Origin of the sequence: Couchioplanes azureus (assembly GCF_014648355.1) — a bacterium.
In the GTDB taxonomy this organism is placed as follows: Bacteria; Actinomycetota; Actinomycetes; order Mycobacteriales; family Micromonosporaceae; genus Actinoplanes; species Actinoplanes azureus.
In genome coordinates this window covers 1393582-1413180 of sequence record NZ_BMQY01000001.1, presented here as the reverse complement: position 1 = coordinate 1413180, position 19599 = coordinate 1393582, and the positions used below count along the sequence as shown (strand labels likewise).

At 70.0% G+C, this 19599-nt stretch carries 15 protein-coding genes; 10 read left to right on the top strand and 5 right to left on the bottom strand.

Translation table 11 applies throughout. The features are described 5' to 3' along the window. Window positions 1-3: 3 nt before the first annotated feature. The 3 genes from gnd to dnaA all read right to left on the bottom strand — a co-directional run bounded on the left by gnd (window position 4) and on the right by dnaA (window position 5226). Window positions 4-876 carry a phosphogluconate dehydrogenase (NAD(+)-dependent, decarboxylating) gene (gnd, locus tag IEY99_RS06480; RefSeq protein WP_189200164.1) on the bottom strand — a complete coding sequence of 291 codons (873 nt, stop codon included), beginning with the start codon at window positions 874-876 and terminating at the stop codon, window positions 4-6. A 34-nt stretch (window positions 877-910) separates the two neighbouring features. Further along, window positions 911-2044, bottom strand: coding sequence for a DNA polymerase III subunit beta (gene dnaN, locus IEY99_RS06475; protein WP_189200162.1), 1134 nt, complete (start codon window positions 2042-2044; stop codon window positions 911-913). 1349 nt (window positions 2045-3393) lie between these two features. Beyond that, complete coding sequence (dnaA, locus tag IEY99_RS06470; RefSeq protein ID WP_189200160.1) at window positions 3394-5226, bottom strand: chromosomal replication initiator protein DnaA; 1833 nt, start codon at window positions 5224-5226, stop codon at window positions 3394-3396. 588 nt (window positions 5227-5814) lie between these two features. Here dnaA and rpmH point away from each other — a divergent pair. The 10 genes from rpmH to IEY99_RS34035 all read left to right on the top strand — a co-directional run bounded on the left by rpmH (window position 5815) and on the right by IEY99_RS34035 (window position 16865). Then, window positions 5815-5952 (top strand): 50S ribosomal protein L34, encoded by a 138-nt coding sequence (gene rpmH, locus IEY99_RS06465; RefSeq protein ID WP_071803970.1) that lies wholly within the window; start codon window positions 5815-5817, stop codon window positions 5950-5952. A 33-nt stretch (window positions 5953-5985) separates the two neighbouring features. After that, window positions 5986-6342 carry a ribonuclease P protein component gene (rnpA, locus tag IEY99_RS06460; protein WP_189200158.1) on the top strand — a complete coding sequence of 119 codons (357 nt, stop codon included), beginning with the start codon at window positions 5986-5988 and terminating at the stop codon, window positions 6340-6342. Then, on the top strand, window positions 6339-6599 hold the full coding sequence (gene yidD, locus IEY99_RS06455; RefSeq protein ID WP_189200157.1) for a membrane protein insertion efficiency factor YidD: 261 nt from the start codon (window positions 6339-6341) through the stop codon (window positions 6597-6599). The genes rnpA and yidD overlap by 4 nt, the downstream gene beginning before the upstream one ends. Then, window positions 6596-7618 carry a membrane protein insertase YidC gene (yidC, locus tag IEY99_RS06450; protein WP_189200155.1) on the top strand — a complete coding sequence of 341 codons (1023 nt, stop codon included), beginning with the start codon at window positions 6596-6598 and terminating at the stop codon, window positions 7616-7618. The genes yidD and yidC overlap by 4 nt, the downstream gene beginning before the upstream one ends. A gap of 169 nt (window positions 7619-7787) precedes the next feature. Continuing rightward, entirely contained in the window at window positions 7788-8348 is a 561-nt protein-coding gene (locus tag IEY99_RS06445; RefSeq protein ID WP_189200153.1) for a Jag family protein, read from the top strand. Window positions 8349-8357: 9 nt separating this feature from the next. After that, window positions 8358-9290: a 16S rRNA (guanine(527)-N(7))-methyltransferase RsmG gene (gene rsmG, locus IEY99_RS06440; RefSeq protein ID WP_229798173.1), complete on the top strand. Its 933-nt coding sequence runs from the start codon at window positions 8358-8360 to the stop codon at window positions 9288-9290. A 1467-nt stretch (window positions 9291-10757) separates the two neighbouring features. Further along, the gene (locus tag IEY99_RS06435) at window positions 10758-11888 is read left to right on the top strand and encodes a ParA family protein (protein WP_308427015.1); all 1131 of its coding nucleotides are present in this window, start codon (window positions 10758-10760) and stop codon (window positions 11886-11888) included. Continuing rightward, window positions 11885-12940, top strand: a complete 1056-nt coding sequence (locus tag IEY99_RS06430; RefSeq protein ID WP_189200151.1) for a ParB/RepB/Spo0J family partition protein — start codon at window positions 11885-11887, stop codon at window positions 12938-12940. Before IEY99_RS06435 ends, IEY99_RS06430 begins: the two co-directional genes overlap by 4 nt. A gap of 1762 nt (window positions 12941-14702) precedes the next feature. Beyond that, window positions 14703-14888, top strand: a complete 186-nt coding sequence (locus tag IEY99_RS06425) for a hypothetical protein (RefSeq protein ID WP_189200149.1) — start codon at window positions 14703-14705, stop codon at window positions 14886-14888. Window positions 14889-15815: 927 nt separating this feature from the next. Beyond that, window positions 15816-16865: a hypothetical protein gene (locus IEY99_RS34035; RefSeq protein ID WP_229798259.1), complete on the top strand. Its 1050-nt coding sequence runs from the start codon at window positions 15816-15818 to the stop codon at window positions 16863-16865. Between the two features lie 410 nt (window positions 16866-17275). Here IEY99_RS34035 and IEY99_RS06415 read toward each other — a convergent pair whose 3' ends face one another. Further along, window positions 17276-18238: a D-alanine--D-alanine ligase family protein gene (locus IEY99_RS06415; RefSeq protein ID WP_189200147.1), complete on the bottom strand. Its 963-nt coding sequence runs from the start codon at window positions 18236-18238 to the stop codon at window positions 17276-17278. A gap of 8 nt (window positions 18239-18246) precedes the next feature. Further along, window positions 18247-19548, bottom strand: a complete 1302-nt coding sequence (locus IEY99_RS06410) for an aminotransferase-like domain-containing protein (RefSeq protein ID WP_189200145.1) — start codon at window positions 19546-19548, stop codon at window positions 18247-18249. Window positions 19549-19599 lie beyond the last annotated feature (51 nt).

The following is a 19599-nucleotide window of genomic DNA, read 5'->3' as shown; positions in this document are numbered from 1 at the left end:
GGATCAGCGCTTGACGGCGTGGCCGCCGAACTGGTTGCGCAGCGCGGCGACGGCCTTCATGGCCGGCGAGTCCTCCTGGCGGGAGGCGAAGCGGGCGAAGAGCGACGCCGCGATCACGTTGGCGGGCACGGCCAGACGCACGGCCTCGTCGACCGTCCAGCGGCCCTCGCCGGTGTCCTCGGCGTAGCCCCTGAGGTTGGCCAGCTGCGGGTCCTCGTCGAGCGCGCGGTCCAGCAGGTCGAGCAGCCAGGACTTGACGACCGAGCCCTCGCGCCAGCTCTTGATCACGGCCGGGACGTTCTGGACCAGCTCCGAGGCCTCGAGGATCTCGTAGCCCTCGGCGTACGCGTGCATCAGGCCGTACTCGATGCCGTTGTGGACCATCTTGGCGTAGTGGCCCGCGCCGTGCGGACCGGCGTGCGCGAAGCCGAACTGGCCGGCCGGCTTCAGCGCGTCGAAGATCGGCTGGCAGTGCGCCACGATCTCGGCGTCGCCGCCGACCATGAGCGCATAGCCGTTGGTGTTGCCCCAGATACCGCCGGAGACGCCGACGTCGAGGTAGTGGATGCCCTTGGTCTTGAGCCGCTCGGCCCGCGGCGCGTCGTCGGTGAACTTGGAGTTGCCGCCGTCGATGACGATGTCGCCCTCGGAGAGCAGCTCGGCCAGCTCGTCGATCGTGTTCTCGGTGATCTGGCCGGCGGGGACCATGGTCCACACCACCCGGGGCGCGGCGAGCTTCTCGACCAGCTCGGTGAGGCTGGCGACGTCGGTGGTCTCCTTGTGGTGGTCGTAGCCGACGACTTCCTGACCGGCGGCGCGCAGGCGGTCGCGCATGTTGCCGCCCATCCGGCCTAGACCGATGAGGCCGAGCTGCATGATTCCCCCTAAGTGTGTGTCTCTTGGCCCAGTATCAGCGCGTTACCCGGATAGGCATGATCAGATAGCGGTATCCGGGCACGATTTCGCCCTCTTCCGTCGCGGGGGAGATCACGGCGGGCTTGAAGGCGTCGACGAACGACAGCACCGCGGTCGGGGCACCGAGATTCTGCAGGCCGTCGATGAGGTACTGCGGGTTGAAGCCGATGGTCAGCGGCTCGCCGGTGAAGGTGGCCTCCATGGCCTCGCTGGCGCGCGCCTCCTCGGTGCCGCCGGCCTCGACCACCAGGCCGTCCTCGCCGAAGCTGAGCAGCACGGGGGTGGTGCGCTCGGCGACCAGGGCGACGCGGCGGACCACCTCGACCAGCGCGGCCACCCCGACCCGGGCCTCGGCGTTGTGGCTCGCCGGGAACAGGGAGCGGACCGGCGGGTAGTTGGCGCCGTCGAGCAGGCGGCTGGTCGTGCGCCGGGTCCCGCCCGCGAAGCCGATCATTCCCTCGCCGGCGTTGCCCTGGGCGAGCGCGAGAGTGACCGCGCCACCGATCGGGCCGAGGGCCTTGGCCGTGTCGTTGAGGGTCTTCGCCGGCACCAGCGCGTTGAGGCTGATCTCCGGGTCGTCCGGGTTCCACTCCAGCTCCCGCATGGCCAGCCGGTAGCGGTCGGTCGCCAGCATCGCCATCGTCGAGCCGTTCAGCTCGATCCGGACGCCGGTCATCATCGGCAGCGTCTCGTCACGGCCGGCCGCAACCGCGACCTGGGCCACGGCGACGGCGAAGGCCTGCGCGTCGACGGTGCCGGCGCTCGACGGCATCTCCGGCAGCGTCGGATAGTCCTCCACGGGCATCACCGGGAGGGTGAAACGGGCGCTGCCGCACACCAGCTCCAGGTGCGAGCCGACGGCGGCGATGTCGACCGGCTTGGCCGGCAGCGCCTTGGTGATCTCGGCGAGCAGGCGGCCGGAGACCAGCGCGGCACCGTCGGCGTCGGCCTGCACCTCCACGCTCACCTGGCTGGAGACCTCGTAGTCGAAACCGGAGACGTGCAGCCTGCCGTCGGTCACGCGCAGCATGACGCCGGCAAGAACCGGCACCGACGGACGGCTGGGGAGGCTCTTGGCCGTCCACGCCACCGCGTCGGCGAGTGCGTCTCGCTCCACCCGGAACTTCATGCCATGCCCTCCGCGTCACTTTCCTCGACGAACCAGCTAGGGAAACTTCGGATGTGCTGATGAGCCCACTGAACTCTATGGCGCGGGTGGGTGCCCCGTCCGCCCGGCCCCCGGTGCGGGTCTGATCAAGCCAGGGGTGGATCGGGCCGCGAGCGGCTCGTCCACACCTTCCCCAACGCTGGTGATTGCCTTTTGGATTTTCCGAGAGAGATATCAGTCGTAATCATCGGGCCTGTGCACAGTGTGGAGAACTCGCGTCTGTGCAGGTCAGAGGGTTATCCACCGGTGATTCACATGTGGGCAACCGGGGTATAACCCGGGGTCCGTGTCCACAGTCGCCGAGACGGCGGAGGTTGTCCACCGTCGTCCACCGGTTATCCACCGGATATCCACGGGGTTTGTCCCCCGGCCTGGGGATAACGCCGGGACGCCGTCGACTCGTCGTCCCCAGAACCTTCAACAGGAAATCCACACCCGTCCACAGGGTGTGGGGACAGATGTGACGCTCCGTGTCTGTCCACATCGATTTCCCCAGGACTTCTCCACATCTGTGAGGAGCGGCCTCGGCCGTTGTCCACTGTTGGGGATGGAGCCTGTGAAGAGCTGTGGATTAGTGTGGAAAACGTTGGCACGAAACAGTCACGTCCCGACGTTGACAAACCGCCCCTGTGCATGAGCCGGTCCCCCGATTGCTACCGAGGTGGGCGGCGTGGCGGAGGCGAGATCATTCCTGCTTCGCGCTCGCCTTCGGCGCGACGTCCTGTGGACAAGTCGCGGCGCGTGCGGGCTCAGAGCGCGCTGACCAGGACAAAGAGCCGTCGTGGGATGGGGTTGGGGACCTGCCGCCTGTGGAGAACCCACGCAGGCGAGCCCGGCTCCCGGTGAGCCCATCCCGTTGGTCTCACGGCGGGCCGCGTCACGGCCCTTCGCGGTCCACCACCGGCTTGTCGATCACGAAGTCCGGCTGTCACGGTCCGCTGGTGGCTAGCGGGTCGATGGGCGCGAGCGGCCCGGCGGCCTGGAGCGGCTCCCCCGCCGGAGTGGCCCGGCGGTCGCCAGCGGTTCGGCGGCCCGGGGTGGCTCGGCGTCCGGCAGCGGCTCGGCGGGGACGCGTTCAGCTGAGCCGCCTGGACAGACAGTGGGAACCCCGAGTGGTCGGGTGGCCCGGAGTGGCTCGGCGGCCGGTAAGGGGCGGACGGCCCGGGGACGACCTGGCTGACTATGGCCGGCGGCAGGGGACGGCCTGGAGTGGCTCGGTCCGGCGGACGTGAGGCGCCCTGCCACGCTGCTGCGGTTGGGTTCGGGTGCGGCCGTACCGAAGAAGCGGTTTAGGTGTTGTTGATGCCGTTTCAGGTGTTCTGTTTGATGCGGTTGGTGAGTTCCGCGATCTGGTTGTAGAGGGAGCGCCGTTCCGCCATGTGCTGGCGGATCTTGCGGTCGGCGTGCATGACCGTGGTGTGGTCGCGGCCGCCGAAGGCCTGGCCGATGCGGGGCAGGGACAGGTCGGTCAGTTCGCGGCACAGGTACATCGCCACCTGGCGGGCGTTGACCAGGACGCGGGAGCGGGAGTGTCCGCGCAGATCCTCGAGGCTGACGCCGAAGTAGTCGGCGGTCGAGACCATGATCTGGTCGGCGGTGATCTCCGGGCCGGCGCCGTCGGGCATGAAGTCGCGCAGCACTTCCTCGGCGAGGGAGAGCTGGACCGAGCTGCGGGTGAGGCTGGCGAACGCGGTCACCCGGATGAGTGCGCCCTCCAGTTCGCGGATGGAGTTGGAGACGCGGCTCGCGATGAACTCCAGGACGTCGTCCGGGGCGTACATGCGCTCCTGGGCGGCCTTCTTCTGCAGGATCGCGATGCGTGTTTCCAGGTCGGGCGGCTGGATGTCGGCGAGCAGGCCCCACTCGAATCGGGTGCGCATGCGGTCTTCGAGGGTCGCCAGCTGGCGCGGGGAGCGGTCCGAGCTGATCACGATCTGCTTGTTGGCGTTGTGCAGCGTATTGAAGGTGTGGAAGAACTCCTCCTGGGTCCGCTCGCGGTTCTCCAGGAACTGGATGTCGTCGATCAGCAGGATGTCGACGTCGCGGTAGCGGCGCTGGAAGGCCTGGGTCTTGTCGTCGCGCAGGCTGTTGATGAAGTCGTTGGTGAATTCCTCGGTGGAGACGTAGCGCACACTGCGCGCGTGGCCGAGCGTCGTCGCGTAGTGGCCGATCGCGTGCAGCAGGTGGGTCTTGCCGAGCCCGGAGCTGCCGTAGATGAACAGCGGGTTGTACGCCTTCGCCGGCGACTCGGCGACCGCGACCGCCGCCGCGTGGGCGAAGCGGTTGGACGAGCCGATGACGAACGTCTCGAACATGTACTTCGGGTTGAGCCGGTTGCCGTCGTTGCCGCCGGGGCGGGCGCCGGCCGGCGCGCCGCGCATGTCGAGCGGGGTGCGGCCCGGGCCGTTGTCGCCGCCGTGGCGCATCTGCAGCGTGTCGTCGCGGCGGTCCTGGCCGACCAGGGCGGGGCGGTCGTCCGGATGGCGCTGGTTCTCGCGCAGCTGGGCCGGCTCGGTCGCCATCCGGTGCCCGCCGGGCTCGTTCGGGGCGTCACCGAAGTGCGGGAGCTGCCGCGGCGGCTCGGCCTTCGCCTTCTTTTCCTCGGCGAGGGCGGATTTGGCCGGCTCGGGCTGGCCCATCGGCAGCGGCGCGGCGAAGAGCGCGTCCTGGCCGTCGCGCGCCGCCGGCACGCCGCGGGTGAACGGCGCCTGCGCCGACCCGGTCGGCGCTTCCTCCTGCTCGTACGGGTCGCTGTAGGCGGTGGGCTGTGGATAACGATCCGGGTACGGCGGGGGCGGGGCCTCGGAGTAGTGGGCCGGCGGGGGCGCCGACGGCTCGGGCGGCGGGTTGCCGTAGACGGTGCCGGGGCGGCCGGAGCCGTCCTCGGGCGGGCGGACGGTCACGGCGACCTGGATCGGGCGGCCGAGCCGGCGGGAGAGAGCCTCGGTGATCGCGAGCCGGAGCCGGGACTCGATCACGTCCCGGGTGTAGGTGTCCGGCACGGAGAGCAGCGCAGTGTCCTCGACGATGGCGCGCAGGCGGGTCAGGCGCAGGTACGCACGCTGCTGCGCGGACGCGATCTCGTCCGCCAGCTCGTCCGTCGCCGCAGCCCAGACCCCGCCCAGGTCGACCGTATCGGCCACCGCCGCGCCACCCCCATCGCCACCGGCCCCGGTGGCCTTGTTCGGCTTCCGCCCTTGCCTGCCGTCACCCGTACGGGTGACGGACCGGCTCCCCCCAACCCAGCACATTCAACGTGCTGAACATGCACGGCGCCACCGGCTGTCCACAGGTTATCCACAACCTGTGCACTCGTCGGCGGTCGCTCCCCGGCCGGATGGTCGGCAGACTTCCCGGAGCCTGTGCTGGCGCGGGAAAACAGGCTCACCGTGCCGAACGATTCACCGCCGCGTCGGTTCCTCTCGGGACCGGGCCAAGACGGTTGGCGAACAGCGCTGAAGACCAGCAAACGGGCACGCTAACAGCGTGGCTGGGTCCGCATCAACCGGCGGTACCCACCCCGGACCGCTCCTGGCACGAAAAGATTCATTCCGTACGCGCAACGACCGGCGTGAGTGACGGACGACATCCCCCGTCGGCGCGCCGCCGGTCGGGTGGTTGACCACCGCTGGACCCCTGCGTAGGGTCGAGCGGTTGCTCCGCCGCGCTCTGCTAAAGTGGCGTCTTGCAGCTGATGCCCCCTGGCCGTAGTACGAAGACGGAGTTCTGACGTGAGCAAGCGCACCTACCAGCCGAACAACCGCCGGCGCGCCAAGACCCACGGTTTCCGGCTGCGCATGCGCACCCGGGCCGGCCGCGCCATCCTCGCTTCCCGCCGTTCCAAGGGCCGCGGCAAGCTGTCGGCCTGAGCCGACGCGGGCCGGGTCGGATGCCAGGTAGTCGTGCTGGCCGCTGCGCAACGACTGCGGCGTAGCTCCGACTTCGCCGCAGCGGTTCGCGGCGGCCGCCGCGCCGGCCGCGGCACCGTGGTCGTCCATCTGCTCGTCGATGAGCCGGCGCAAGCCTCCGAGGCGCGCGCCGGCTTTGTCGTGTCCAAGGCGGTGGGCAACGCGGTGGTGCGCAACAAGGTCCGCCGCAGGCTGCGTCACCTGGTCCGCCCGCGGCTGAGCACGCTGCCCCCGGGCGCGTCGCTCGTCGTGCGCGCGCTGCCGGCCGCCGCGGCCGCGTCGTCCGAGACCCTCGGCGCCGACCTCGACTCCGCTCTGGCCGCCGCGCGCTCACCCCGGCGGCGGCGATGACACCGCTCGCCCGGCTGCTGACGGCGGCGGTCGTCGCGTACCGTCGTTATTTGAGCCCGGCTCTGCCGGCTCGCTGCCGGTTCTACCCCACGTGCAGCGCGTACGCCCAGGAGGCGCTCGCGAAGCACGGCGCGCTCCACGGGACCGGCCTGGCGATCTGGCGGCTGCTGCGCTGCCACCCTTTCCACCCTGGCGGGTTCGACCCGGTGCCCGACCCGATCCGTCACCGTTCTGCCGATGACTGGAGCATGAATTGAGTCTCGACTGGATCTACTACGCCATTTCGTGGATCCTCCTGCGCTGGCATGCCCTGTGGGACAGCATCGGCATTCCGGAAACTCCGGTGCTCGGCACCAACTGGTCGTGGATCCTCGCGATCGTCTTCCTCGTGGTGACGCTGCGCGTCATCCTCTTCCCGGTCTTCGTCAAGCAGATCAAGTCCCAGCGGGCGATGCAGGCGCTGCAGCCCAAGGTCAAGGAGCTGCAGGAGAAGCACAAGGGTGACCGCGAGACGCTCCAGAAGGAAATGATGGAGCTGTACCGGACGGAGAAGGCGAACCCGCTCATGGGCTGCCTTCCGATGTTCCTGCAGATCCCCGTCTTCCTGGGCCTCTTCCACGTGCTGCGCCGGCTCAGCCCGGACAAGACCAACACCACCCTGTACGGCTGGACCGCCGAGCAGTTCCACTCGGCGACCGCCGCCAAGCTTTTCACCGCCCCCCTGCCCGCCCAGTTCGGTTCCTCGGGCGCCGACCTGCAGCAGCTGGGCGCCAGCAGCGGCGCGACGGTGAAGATCATCGCCGGGGTCCTGGTCCTGATCATGATGGCGACCACGTACCTCACCAGCCGCCAGATGATCCTCAAGACCGGCTGGGCCGAGGACCCGCAGCAGAAGATGATCCAGCGCCTGATGCTGTACGGCATCCCCGCGTCGCTGCTCATCTCCGGCGCGCTGTTCCCCATCGGCGTGGTCATCTACTGGGTCACCAACAACCTGTTCAGCCTGGCCCAGCAGCAGTGGGTGCTCCGCAAGTTCCCGCCGCCGCAGATGGCGAACGCCAAGTCCGGCTCCGCCGCGCGCCCCGCGAGCGGCGCGGCGGCCAAGGGCGGCGCCAACCCGGTGCAGCCCGCCTCCCGCGGCCTGTTCGGTCGTAAGCAGGCCGAGCCGGAGCCGCAGAGCCCGGTCGTGGACACCAAGGCGCTCGCACCCAAGCCCGGCGCCAAGCCGGTGAACCCGAAGAAGGGCGCCAGGCCCGCCAACAAACCCAAGGGATGACGCGCCGTTGCGCCCTCCGGCGGAACGCAGCAGCGGCCCCGGCCACCGGCCCGGGCCGCGCGCGGCCCGGAGGGCGGCGGCAAAGACCTCCCCGTGCCGGTGACGGACGACGCAGGCACGGGAAACAGCGGACCGCGCAGGTCCGGCACGAGAGTACGGAGATGAGACCGTGACCGACACCAGCACTCCCAGCGCCGAGGAGTCGACCGCCGCGACCCCGGAGCCGACCGGTACGGAGGAGACCAAGAAGTCGGAGAGCGTGACCTCCGACTCCGACCTGTTCCGGCAGAGCGAGATCGCCGCCGACTACGTGGAGGGTCTGCTCGACATCCTCGACTACGACGGCGACATCGACGAGCTCGTGTCGGGCGGCCGGCCGATGGTCGAGGTCGTCGGCGGCCGGCTGCAGCCGCTCGTGGGCCAGCGCGGCGCGACGCTGGAGGCGCTGCAGGAGCTGACCCGCCTGGCCATCTTCCGCGCGACCGGCTCACCCAGCCGGCTGCTGCTGGACATCGGCGGCTACCGCGCGACCCGTCGCAAGGAGCTCACGGCGGTCGCCCGGAACGCGGTCGAGAAGGTCAAGGAGCACGGCGACACCGTACGCCTGGAGCCGATGTCGGCCTTCGAGCGCAAGTGCGTGCACGACGTGGTGAACGCGATCGCCGGCGTGGAGAGCGAGTCGGAGGGCGTGGAGCCGAACCGGCGCATCGTCGTCCGGCCGGCTGAGTGAATCGGCGTCATGACTGAGTCCCGCCTCGGTGCGGGGGACGGCGGCTCGGGTACTTCGGTGCCCGGGCCGTCTTCGTCTCCCGCTCCTGCGTCTTCTTCTCTCGTTCCCGAGGTTGCTTCTTCTCTTGAGCCCGGGGTTGCCTCTTCGCTCGAGCCCGGGACTGCTTCTCCGGAGCCCGGCGTTGCCTCTTCTTCCGAGCCCGCCGTCGAGCATCGCGCCGCCGCCGAGGCCGTCTTCGGCGAGCGGCTGGCGCTGGCGGGACGCTATGCCGAGCTCCTCGCCACCGACGGCGTCGTGCGGGGTCTGATCGGCCCCCGCGAGGCGCCACGCCTGTGGGAACGGCACCTGATCAACTGCGGTGTTATGTCCGAGATCATCCCTATAGGCGCTTCGGTGATTGACGTGGGGTCTGGTGCCGGTTTGCCCGGTATCGTGCTGGCAGTGGCCCGACCCGATCTCACGATCACGCTGGTCGAGCCGCTGGCACGACGTACCGCTTTCCTGTCCGAAGCGGTGACAGCGCTCGGCCTCGACGCGACCGTCACGGTCGTCCGGGGACGAGCGGAAGACCTCGCCGGTGGACCCCCCGCCCCCGCCGATGTCGTCACCGCCCGCGCTGTGGCGCCGCTGGACCGGCTCGCCGGTTGGTGCCTGCCCCTCGCCGCCGTCGGCGGCCGGCTGCTCGCGCTCAAGGGCGCCTCGGCCGACGAAGAGGTGGCGGAGCACCGCGCTGCGGTCGCCCGTCTCGGCGGAGGTGAGCCGGTCGTCCGGACCTGCGGGGCCGGTCTGATCGACCCGCCGTCCACGGTCGTGGAGATCGTGCGGGAACGCGATGTCGTGTCGTCACGGCCGAGGTCGTCCAAGCGGGCGGCCGCCCCGGGGCGCTCCGCCGGCGACGCCGGTGGGCGCGGGTCCGGGAAGAGGAGATCGCGGAGGGGATAGATGGCCAGGCGGGGCGCGCGGAAACGATCCGGGAAACTCCCACGGCCGTCGCCGCGGCCCGGGGCCTGGGAACCGGAGCGCCGGCCCGCCGAGAGCGTCGGTTCCGCTTCCGCTGCGGAGGTATCGCCTGGTGGTGCCTCGGCTGTTGCTGCGTCGCCTGGTGGTGCCTCGGCTGGTGCCGTGCCTTCCGTCATCGACTGGCCTGTTCCCGCTGCTTCACGTGGTGAGCTGGCTCGATCTGCGCCGCCGTCTGTGCGTCAGGCCTGGGGTGGCGAGCTGGCTCCGGCGTCTGTGCGTCAGGCTTCGCGTGGTGAGCTGGCTCCGGCGTCTGTGCTTCAGACCTCACATGCCGAGCTGGCTCCACCGTCTGTGCCTCAGGCCGCACCCGGCGAGCGGGGTCGGTCTGCACCGCCGTCCGTTGCCCAGCCTGCGCGTGGTGAGTTCGCTCGTTCGGCGCCGCGGTCGATGTCTCACTCTGCGGGTGGTGAGGTTGTTGGGTCGGAGCCGCGGAACGTGCCGCACGGTGTGGGTGGTGACGTCCATGGCGCGGCGCCGCGGAGTGTGGGCGAAATCGGTCCCTGCTCCTCCCCCGGACTGGCGGCTTCGCGCAGCGATCAACAGCATGCGGAGCTGGTCCTGTCCCCCGCTCGGCGGTCGGCTTCCGGACTCGGTTGGCCCGATCGAGTCCGGGAGTACGGCGCCACGCTGCGTCTCGTACCCGGATTCATGACCTTCGAGGCGTCCCCAATCCTGTCGGTCTCGACTCAAGTGGCGGACAACCGTGGCAACGCTCGCCCGGCGGCCGTAGGCTGGCCGCGCGTCGATAGTGTGGACCGGACGGTGAGCGCGGCTGCGCCACCGTTTCCTGCCGGACCGCACGCTCGCGGTGCCGACTCCATCCAACCAGGCAGGGATAAAACGGTGCATGAGTATGGCAGGGGCCCTGACGGCGATCCCGGCTGGGACGGTGTTTCACGTGAAACCGATCCGCAAGCCGGGCCTGAACGGAGCGGAAGCCTGAGTGTGAGCTTCAACAGTGGGGATCAGGGCGTACCTCAGCCGCGGACCGGCAACGGCGGGCAGGTGTACGGAACCCCCGTGAACAATCCGGAAGCCGGTTCCTCCGAGCCGCGGCACCCCGCCCCCGTGCCTCGCTCCGGCCCACCCGCTGCTCCTATCTCGGGGTCTGCCCCCGTACCGTCGGCTGCGGCGATGTCGCTGCGGACCGGTGAGGATTACGCAGGGCGCCCCACCTCTCCGTCGGCGAATCCGGGGTCTGTGTCGGGTGCGCCGGTGTCTGGGTCTACCGCGGTGTCCGCCGTGTCGGGTGCGCCGGTGTCGGGGTCGGCGGGGGTATCGGATGCGCCGGTGTCGGGGTCGCCTGGAGTGTCGGCGGTGTCGGCTGCGTCGGCCTCTGGTTCCTATGCGGCCTCTGCGGTTTCGGGTGCGCGGGGGTCGACATCTTCAGTGACCGGTGTGCCGGTCAGCTCGGCGTCCGACTTGGGTGGCGCCTCCCCCACCGCGCCTGGCTTGGATGGCTCTTCACCCTCGAACTCGACGCCCGGATCGGGTGCTCCGCCTGCCTCCGGCCCGGCGGCCGGCGGTGCTCCTCCGACCTCGGGTTCGGCACCCGGCGTGGGCGCCGCGGCCGACGTGGCGACGGAGCAGCAGACGGGCGGCCCTTCGGCAGGCGAGCATGTTTCACGTGAAACGCCGGGCCGGGATGAGGACGATCCGCCGCTCGCCATGGAAGCGTTGCGAGCTGTGCAGATCCTCAATCCGAGCGGCGAGATCACCATGCCGCGTCCGGACCAACCGCGCGTCCTCTGCGTAGCGAACCAGAAGGGTGGCGTCGGCAAGACGACCACGACGGTGAATCTGGCCGTGGCCCTCGCGCTGCACGGAAACCGGGTACTCGTCGTCGACCTCGATCCCCAGGGCAACGCGTCCACCGGTCTGAACGTGCCGCACCACGCCGGTGTGCCCGACGTCTACGACTGCTTGATCGACAACGTGCCGCTCGCCGAGGTGGCGCAGCCGGTCGAAGGTATCCCGAACCTGTTCTGCGTACCCGCCACCATCGACCTGGCGGGCGCGGAGATCGAGCTCGTGTCGGTCGTCGCGCGTGAGTCGCGGCTGGCCCGGGCGATCGCCGCGCACCCGGAGAAGTTCGACTACGTCTTCATCGACTGCCCGCCGTCCCTGGGCCTGCTCACGGTCAACGCCCTCTGCGCGGCGCAGGAGGTCCTGATCCCCATCCAGTGTGAGTACTACGCGCTGGAAGGCCTGAACCAACTCATCAACAACATCAACCTGGTCCGGCAGCACCTCAACCCGGTGCTCGACGTTTCCACGATCCTGCTGACCATGTACGACCGTCGTACCCGCCTGGCGGACGCCGTCGAGCAGGACGTGCGCAACCACTTCGGCGCCAAGGTGCTCGAGGCGGTGATTCCCCGCAACGTACGGGTGTCGGAGGCGCCGAGCTATGGCCAGTCCGTGATGACCTACGATCCGGGTTCGCGGGGCGCCACGAGCTACTTCGAGGCTGCTCTGGAGATCGCTATGCGCGGGGTCAACACGGGAGGCACGGCATGAAGAACCGTCCACGGGGTGGCCTCGGCCGCGGCCTGGGGGCACTGATCCCCACCGCGCCGCCGGCCAGTACGACGGTTGTCGACGACACGCCGCCACCAGCCGCCGCGCCGGCCCCGGCGCAGTTCTCGGCATCCGCGGAGCCGGCTCCGCCAATCGAGCCGACGCCGGCCTCGGCTCCCGTTGTGCCCGAGCCGGAGCCCGTCGACGACGGCTTGGCACCGGTGCCGGGAGCCCGATTCGCCGAGCTCGCGGTCACCGCGATCGTGCCGAACCCGAAGCAACCGCGGCACGTCTTCGACGAGGAGGCGCTGGAGGAGCTGAAGACCTCGATCCAAGAGGTCGGTTTCCTGCAGCCGATCGTCGTCCGCGACATCGGCGACGGCACGTACGAGTTGGTCATGGGCGAGCGCCGCTGGCGCGCCGCCCAAGCGGTGGGCAAGGAAACGATCCCCGCGATCGTCCGCGAGACCCGCGACGACGCGATGCTCCGCGACGCGCTCCTGGAGAACATCCACCGCGCCAACCTCAACCCGCTGGAAGAGGCGGCGGCGTACCAACAGCTCCTCGACGAGTTCGGCGCGACCCACGAGGAACTGGCCCGCCGGATCGGCCGCAGCCGCCCGCAGATCTCGAACACCATACGGCTCCTCAACCTCCCCGCGCCCGTGCAGCGTCGCGTCGCCGCCGGCGTATTGTCGGCCGGCCACGCCCGCGCCCTGCTGGGCTTGGAGGACAGCGACGCGCAGGAGCAACTCGCGCTCCGCATCGTGGCCGAGGGTCTTTCCGTACGCGCCACGGAAGAGCTCGTGTCGCTCGCCATCGCGGACGGGCCGGTCAAGAAGTCCGCGCCGACTCGCCGGGCCAAGGTCCACGCGCCGGCGCTGAACGATCTCGCGGATCGCCTCTCGGATCGCTTCGACACCCGGGTGAAGGTCGACATCGGCCGGAACAAGGGCAAGATCACGATCGAGTTCGCGACGGTGGACGATCTGGAGCGCATCGTCGGAATGATCGGTGTGGAGGACGAGGGCGGCGCGGGATCTGCAGATTGAGGTAGTCCGGCCGGATCGGCAGTCCAGCTGCGGGCCGGGACTGGTCTCTATCGGCCCGGGTTACTGATTCATTCGCGGCGCGTTCTCGTTGTCCGAGGATGAGCATCTTCGGAGCGTCTCACCCGGTTTACGGCCGGCGGCTGCACCATGACGGACAGGCACGTGATTCGGCGGATCACGTGCCTTCTTCATATTCAGGGGCGGTCCGGTAGCCGTCGTCGGAAGGTGGAGTGGACGGCCAGACCCGGCCAGACCCCGCGAACCGGTTCTGTCAGAACGATTCTCCTGGGATTTTGGTCCGCCAGGATTTCCGGCGCTGCCGGAAACCGAACGCCAACATTGGCCGAATTTGGCGCGATCACCGCCGTTTGAGGGCCTTTCATGGAGCAACATGAGTAATGATCATATTTGCTGTGCCCAAGGAACTCGGGTCTGAATTCCCTTTGCGGACGCATCGCATCGTGGAAGTGCACAAGCCGGAAGTGTGTTAACAGTGCCGAGCAACGGCTACCGCGACCCGCACGCCGTCGTGTCGCCGGTCCCTTCGCCACCTCGGCTCTGGCACGGGGTGGTCGCGGGTTCGCTCGGACGGTGCAGAACGAAGACTTCGTGCGGGGTCCCCGACGTTAGGCCCCTCCGGACACCAGGGGCCAGATCGCTGCCACCTCATCGGCGCCGAGCCGTAGAGTGCGAACCGGGCGTCGTCTAGGCGTCCAGCAGCGCCCACCCGCCCCTCCAGCAGTTGCGAGCGGACAGAGAGCGTCATGGAGGCTTTCCTCCTGCAAAGCCAACTCCGCCTCCACGGCCCGTCCGGACACCACGGTCAGCCCTCCTGCTCCTCAAGTGTGCTGCCGATCCTGATCTCCTGCCGTGCCGCTCAGAACGAGCTGTTGTGCGTGAGTGCCATGGCGCCGCGTATTGCGGTTCGACGAGTCGGTCGAGGTTGGAATGCCGTTCCGAGAGACGGACTGGCCATCACTTGCATCCCGGCATGTTTTCTTCGCCGGTGGCTGAGCGAGGGTTTCAACTGAAACGCCGGCCGGGCAGACTCTGCCGGAGCCCGGAGCCCGGAGCCCGGAGCCCGGAGCCCGGAGCCCGGAGCCCGGAGCCCGGAGCCCGGAGCCCGGAGCCCGGAGCCCGGAGCCCGGAGCCCGGAGCCCGGAGCCCGGAGCCCGCGTTTCACGTGAAACCGATCCGCCTCGAATGGCTCGATTGACGGCACCCTTAGCCGTCGTCGGGCCGTCACCCCGGCTCTACGGGGCAGGGATGCGAGAGCGAGGGCGAGCGCGGGCGGGGTACTGGGCCGGTCACGGGGCAAGGCACGGGCAGCAGGCACGGGACACGGTGCGGCGGCCGCCTCGGGCATCCCGTGACGTGTCCGCAGTTTGTCCTGCGGCAGGCGGGGATGGCCGGTGCGGTGGCGCACCGTGGCGCTGCACCGAGGCACGACACGGGCGACGGCACGGGCAGGGGCATCGGGGCGGAGCAGGGCCGCGGACAGGGGCGCAGGCAGAGCACAGGATCCGAAAAGCGTGGCGCGGTTGCCACGGCTGTGCCCTGGTGCACCTGCGGCAAGTCCCAAGGCGCCTAGCGCCGGGTGTGGTTCGTCGAGAGCGCGGCTGGCGCTCGTGCGCCGGGTGCCAGTCCGGCGAACGCGGTTGTAGATAGCGCCCATTGGGCGGAGCGCGAGCGCCAGCCCCATTCCGGCTTCCGGTGGTCAGGGCCTGCCCAAGAGGTCACCTTGACCGGCCAAGATGCCGGCATGGGCCTCGATGCCGAGCTGGGTTTCGGGGGAACGGGCAAGGTTGTCGAGCCATGCGCCCGTGCGCTTCCCCACTCGGTTTTTGTGCTGAGGGTGTTCCACGTGAAACAGCGCCGGCACGCTTGGCGCAGCGGCAGTGGTGTGACTATCCGACCAGCCACTTTCGCGATCGAGACCAAGGAGTGAAACTCCTCGGTGCCGGGTGCCGGGTGCCGGGTGCCGGGTGCCGGGTGCCGGGTGCCGGGTGCCGGGTGCCGGGTGCCGGGTGCCGGGTGCCGGGTGCCGGGTGCCGGGTGCCGGGTGCCGGGTGCCGGGTTTCACGTGAAACAGCGCGTCAGTTCGACCGAGAGCTCGCGGGTATTCGAACGCCGCATTGGTCGGCACGGGCCCGCCTCCGGAGACAGGAGGCGGGCGCGGCGGTCCGCCGTCACTAGCGCGGCGCCCTCGGATCGCTCGCCGGCTCAGCCAAGGCGCGGTCCCGCACAGGCAATGACCTTGCCCCCATTGCTGGATGGCATGCTCCTTGTCTGGCGACACCGCGGTCCATGACGACATCGCGGCGGTGGCGGCCCGTGTCGAGAGTGCCGCAGTGCGGTGCGTGGCAGTGCGTTGCGCGGGGGTGCCTTGCGCGGGGGTGCGTTGTGCGGGGGGTGCGTTGCGCGGCAGAACCTCGCACCGGCCGGCAAGGGATCGGTCGGCGGCAGTATCCACAAGGTGTGTGTTGGGCCTGTTGATGATGGGAGGCCGCTCGTTTCACGTGAAACACCGCCGATGTGGCGGACGTTTTCCACGGCAGTATCCACAGGGCTGGCACGGCTGTCACGTGGTGTTTCACGTGAAACGAGGCGGGCTGTGGATAACTTCTGTGGATAACTTTGGTGAAGGTGTTCAGCTCCGTTGCGGTGACCGGTGTCTACGTCCGGAACTCGCCTAGTTGGCAAACAGCGGCGGTGTGGTCGACGCCTCCGGGGAGCTGCACCGCGGAACGGCGGTCGGCGAGAAATTGACCCGGGACAGTGCGTCGTCTCCTGCACTAGGGTCGGCGTCGTGTCTGAGAACCCCTCCCCGCTTCCGGACCTCGCCCGCTGGACCTCCTTCCCCTTTGAGGGCGACATGCGGGTCAGGCAGCTCGATCCCCCCGTTGATGTCGAGCCCCCGCGCGACGGCGAAGACGCCGCAGAATGCACAGCCTGCAACACCGCCGACGAGTCGTGCGTCTGGGTCAGTGAGCGCTGGCGGGTACGGGCGATGGATCGGCCGGCCGGCCTGCCCATGGTTCTCGTCCTCGAATGCCGGTCACACCTCGACCTCGGCGACCTCCCCAACCTCCTCGCCGCCGAGCTTGGCGTCATGACCGTCCGCCTGGAGCGGGCGATCCGCTCTCTCGATGGAGTCGCTCGCGTGCACCTCGATTGGTCCGGCGACCGATCGGCGCACCTCCACGTGCGGTTCTCGTCCCGCCCCTACGGGCGCCTTCAACTTCGGGGCGGCTTCCTTCCGCTCTGGGACGACATCCTGCCTGCCGTCCCGGAGGAGAAATGGCGGGAGGACCTCGCTCTCGTCGCGGCCTGGCTCGCAGAGTTCGGCGGTCGCGCGATTGCCGAGCCACCGCACATTCATTGGCAGGCGCCGGCCACGTTCGGCGAGACCGTCAACGCCTCTCCCCGCACAGAGTCCGACGGCGAGTCGACGGCCGATCCGGCGGAGGACACCGCCAACCGAGAGTGGACGGTCGGCCCAGACGGAACGGTCGTCGGGACGGCCCCAGAGGTCGGCGCAGAAGATGAGGCCGGTCCGAACGCGGGTCGGGCCGGGGACGTCGGGGCAACGGTCGGGACATCCCACGGGGGTGGCCGGGACGGGGAGCCCGAAGCAACGATCGGACCGGGCGGTCAGGGCGGCCGTGCCGGGGACGTCGAGGCAACGGTCGGGACATCCCGCGGCGGTGGCCGGGACGGGGAGCCCGAAGCGACGATCGGGACTGGCAGTCGGGGCGACTGTGCCGGGGAAGATGCGGCAAAGTTTGGGACAGGCGGCGAGGTCGGCCGGGACGGGGAGCCCGAAGCAACGATCGAGCCGGGCAGTCACGGCGGCCGTGCTGCGGAAGATGAAGCGACGGTCACCACGACCGGAAGGATGGCTGGCGACAACGGCCGGTCGTGATTCGCGGAGATAAGAAAACGAGACGGCGCGACGGCTGCCGGACAGAACAACGCTCTGGGCGGCGGCGCCGTCTAGAGGGATGGAGCCCACCGCGCGGCAGGGAAAGACGGCAGAGGCATCACGCCAAGGGGCGGAGGCGGCCTAGGACTGAAGACAGGCCCTGGGGCGGGGACAGGTAGGGGCGCCGCGGCGCCGGCAGAAAGCGCCGGAACACCACGACGCCCGCCGGAACACCACGACGCCCGCCGGAACACCACGACGCCCGCCGGAACACCACGACGCCCGCCGGAACACCACGACGCCCGCCGGAACACCACGACGCCCGCCGGAACACCATGACGCCCGGTGGGGCGGCGCCGGCAGAGAGCGAACACCACGACGCCCGGTGGCGCTGACGAGAGCCGGCAGGGTCAACCGTTTCCGCGGGCGACCGCCCGCCCCACCAAAGTCCCCAGCATCTTGCCGAAGTCCAACCCACCGGCCTGCACCGCCAACGGCAACAGCGACGTCTCCGTCATCCCCGGCGACACATTGACCTCCAGCACATGCGGCACACCCTCCGCATCCACGATGAGATCCACCCGCGAAAGGTCCCGCAGCCCCAGAGCCCGGTGCGCCGCCAACGCCGTCTCCGCCACCGCCGACGCCACCGACGGATCAAGGCGTGCCGGCGTGTGCCAGGTCGTCAGGCCGGCCGTGTACCGGGCCGCGTAGTCGTACACGCCGTTCTTCGGCACGATCTCCACCGGCGGCAGGGCGAACGGCCCCTCCCCCAGATCCAGCACCGACACCGCCACGTCCATCCCCGGCACGTACTTCTCGACCAGCGCGGTCGAGTCGTACGCGAAGCAGCCCACCATGGCCGCGGGCAGATCGGCCGCCTCGCGGACGACGGACGCTCCGAGGCCCGAGCCGCCCTGGGCGGGCTTCACCATCAGCGGCAGGCCGAGGCGGCCGGCGATCCGATCCAGAACCGCGACCGCGCCCAGCTCCGAGAAGCGGTCGTGCGGCAGCGCCACCCAGTCGGGCGTACGGATGCCTTGCTCGCGCAGCATCGACTTGGCCGACGGCTTGTCCCAGGCGAGCCGGGATGCCGCCGCCGTGCAACCGACGTACGGCACCCCGCACAGATCGAGGACCCCGCGCAGCGATCCGTCTTCACCGGTGGCGCCGTGCAGGGCGATGACCACCGCGTCCGGGGGGTCGTCCCGGAGCGTCGGCAGCAGGGTCACGTCGGCGTCGCGCAGTTCCGCCGACATGCCGACGGCTCGGAGCGCGTCCAGGACCCGGCGGCCCGACCGCAGCGACACGTCGCGTTCGTAGGACAGGCCGCCGGCGAGGACGAGGATGTGCGGTTCTGTGGACGTACCCATGGGGGTGATCATGCCAAGTCGGGACCGGGGGTGTCCGCGGCGGCCGGGCCACGACGGCGGTGGGGGGTCGTCGGGCCGAAGACCGCTCGCATCGCGAGTTCCTGCTCCATCACGCCCGCGAGCCGGCGGACGCCCTCGCGGATCCGGGAAGGCGTCGGGAACGAGAAGTTGAGCCGCATGTTGCCGCTGCCGGTGCCGTCCGCATAGAACCCGGTGCCGGGCACGTAGGCCACGCGGGCGGCGATCGCGCGCGGCATCATCGCCTTCGAGTCGAGGCCCTCGGGGAGGGTGGCCCACACGAAGAGGCCGCCGCCGGGGCGCGTCCAGGTGGTGCCGGCCGGCATCAGGTCGGCGAGGGCGTCGAGCAGAGCGTCGCGGCGCTCGCGGTAGATCTCGCGGTACGCCTTGATCTGCTCCCGCCACGGCATGGTCGACAGATACTGCGTGACGGCGCCCTGGGCGAAGGCGCTCGGGCACAGGATGTTCGCCTCGCTGGCCATGACGAGCTTCTCCCGTACGGCGTGCGGAGCCAGGATCCAGCCCACCCGCAGCCCCGGCGCGAAGGTCTTGGAGAACGTGCTGAGGTAGAGGATGCCGTCGCGGCGGCGGGCGCGCAGCGGCCGCGGCGCCTCACCCTCGAAGCTCAGCATCCCGTACGGGTCGTCCTCGATCACCAGCAGCCGGTGCCGTTCGCAGATGTCGAGGATCCGCTCGCGGCGCTCGTCGGAGAGGGTGACGCCGGCCGGGTTCTGGAAGGTCGGGATCGTGTAGAGGAACTTGGCGCGACCACCGGCCTCCACGATCGCCGCCTCGAGCGCCTCGGGGACGAGGCCGTCGGCGTCCATGGCCATGTGCCGCACCTGTGCCTGGGCGGCCTGGAACACGCCGAGTGCGCCGACGTAGGTCGGGCCCTCGGCGAGCACCACGTCGCCCGGGTCCAGGAAGAGCCGTGCCACCAGATCGAGCGCCTGCTGGCCGCCGACGGTCACCACCACGTCGTCGGGGGACGCACCCGTGGAGGCGTCGATGCCGGAGAGCGTCATCACCTCGCAGATGCGCTCGCGGAGCTCGATCGTGCCCTGGCCGATGCCGTACTGGAGGCTGGTCGTGCCGAGGTCGGACGCGAGCCGTCCCATCATCTCGCCGACCGCGTCGAGCGGCAGCGCCGCGACGTACGGCGACCCGCCGGCGAGCGAGACCACCTCCGGACGGCTGGCGACGGCGAAGAGGGCGCGGATCTCCGAGGTGGTCATTCCGCGGACGCGGCGCGCATAGCGATCGGTGTAGTCGTCTTGAGTAGTCCCAGTCATGCGTCAATGTTAGGTCTGACGGTTCGAGCGTGGCACACCCGATGGAGTCCG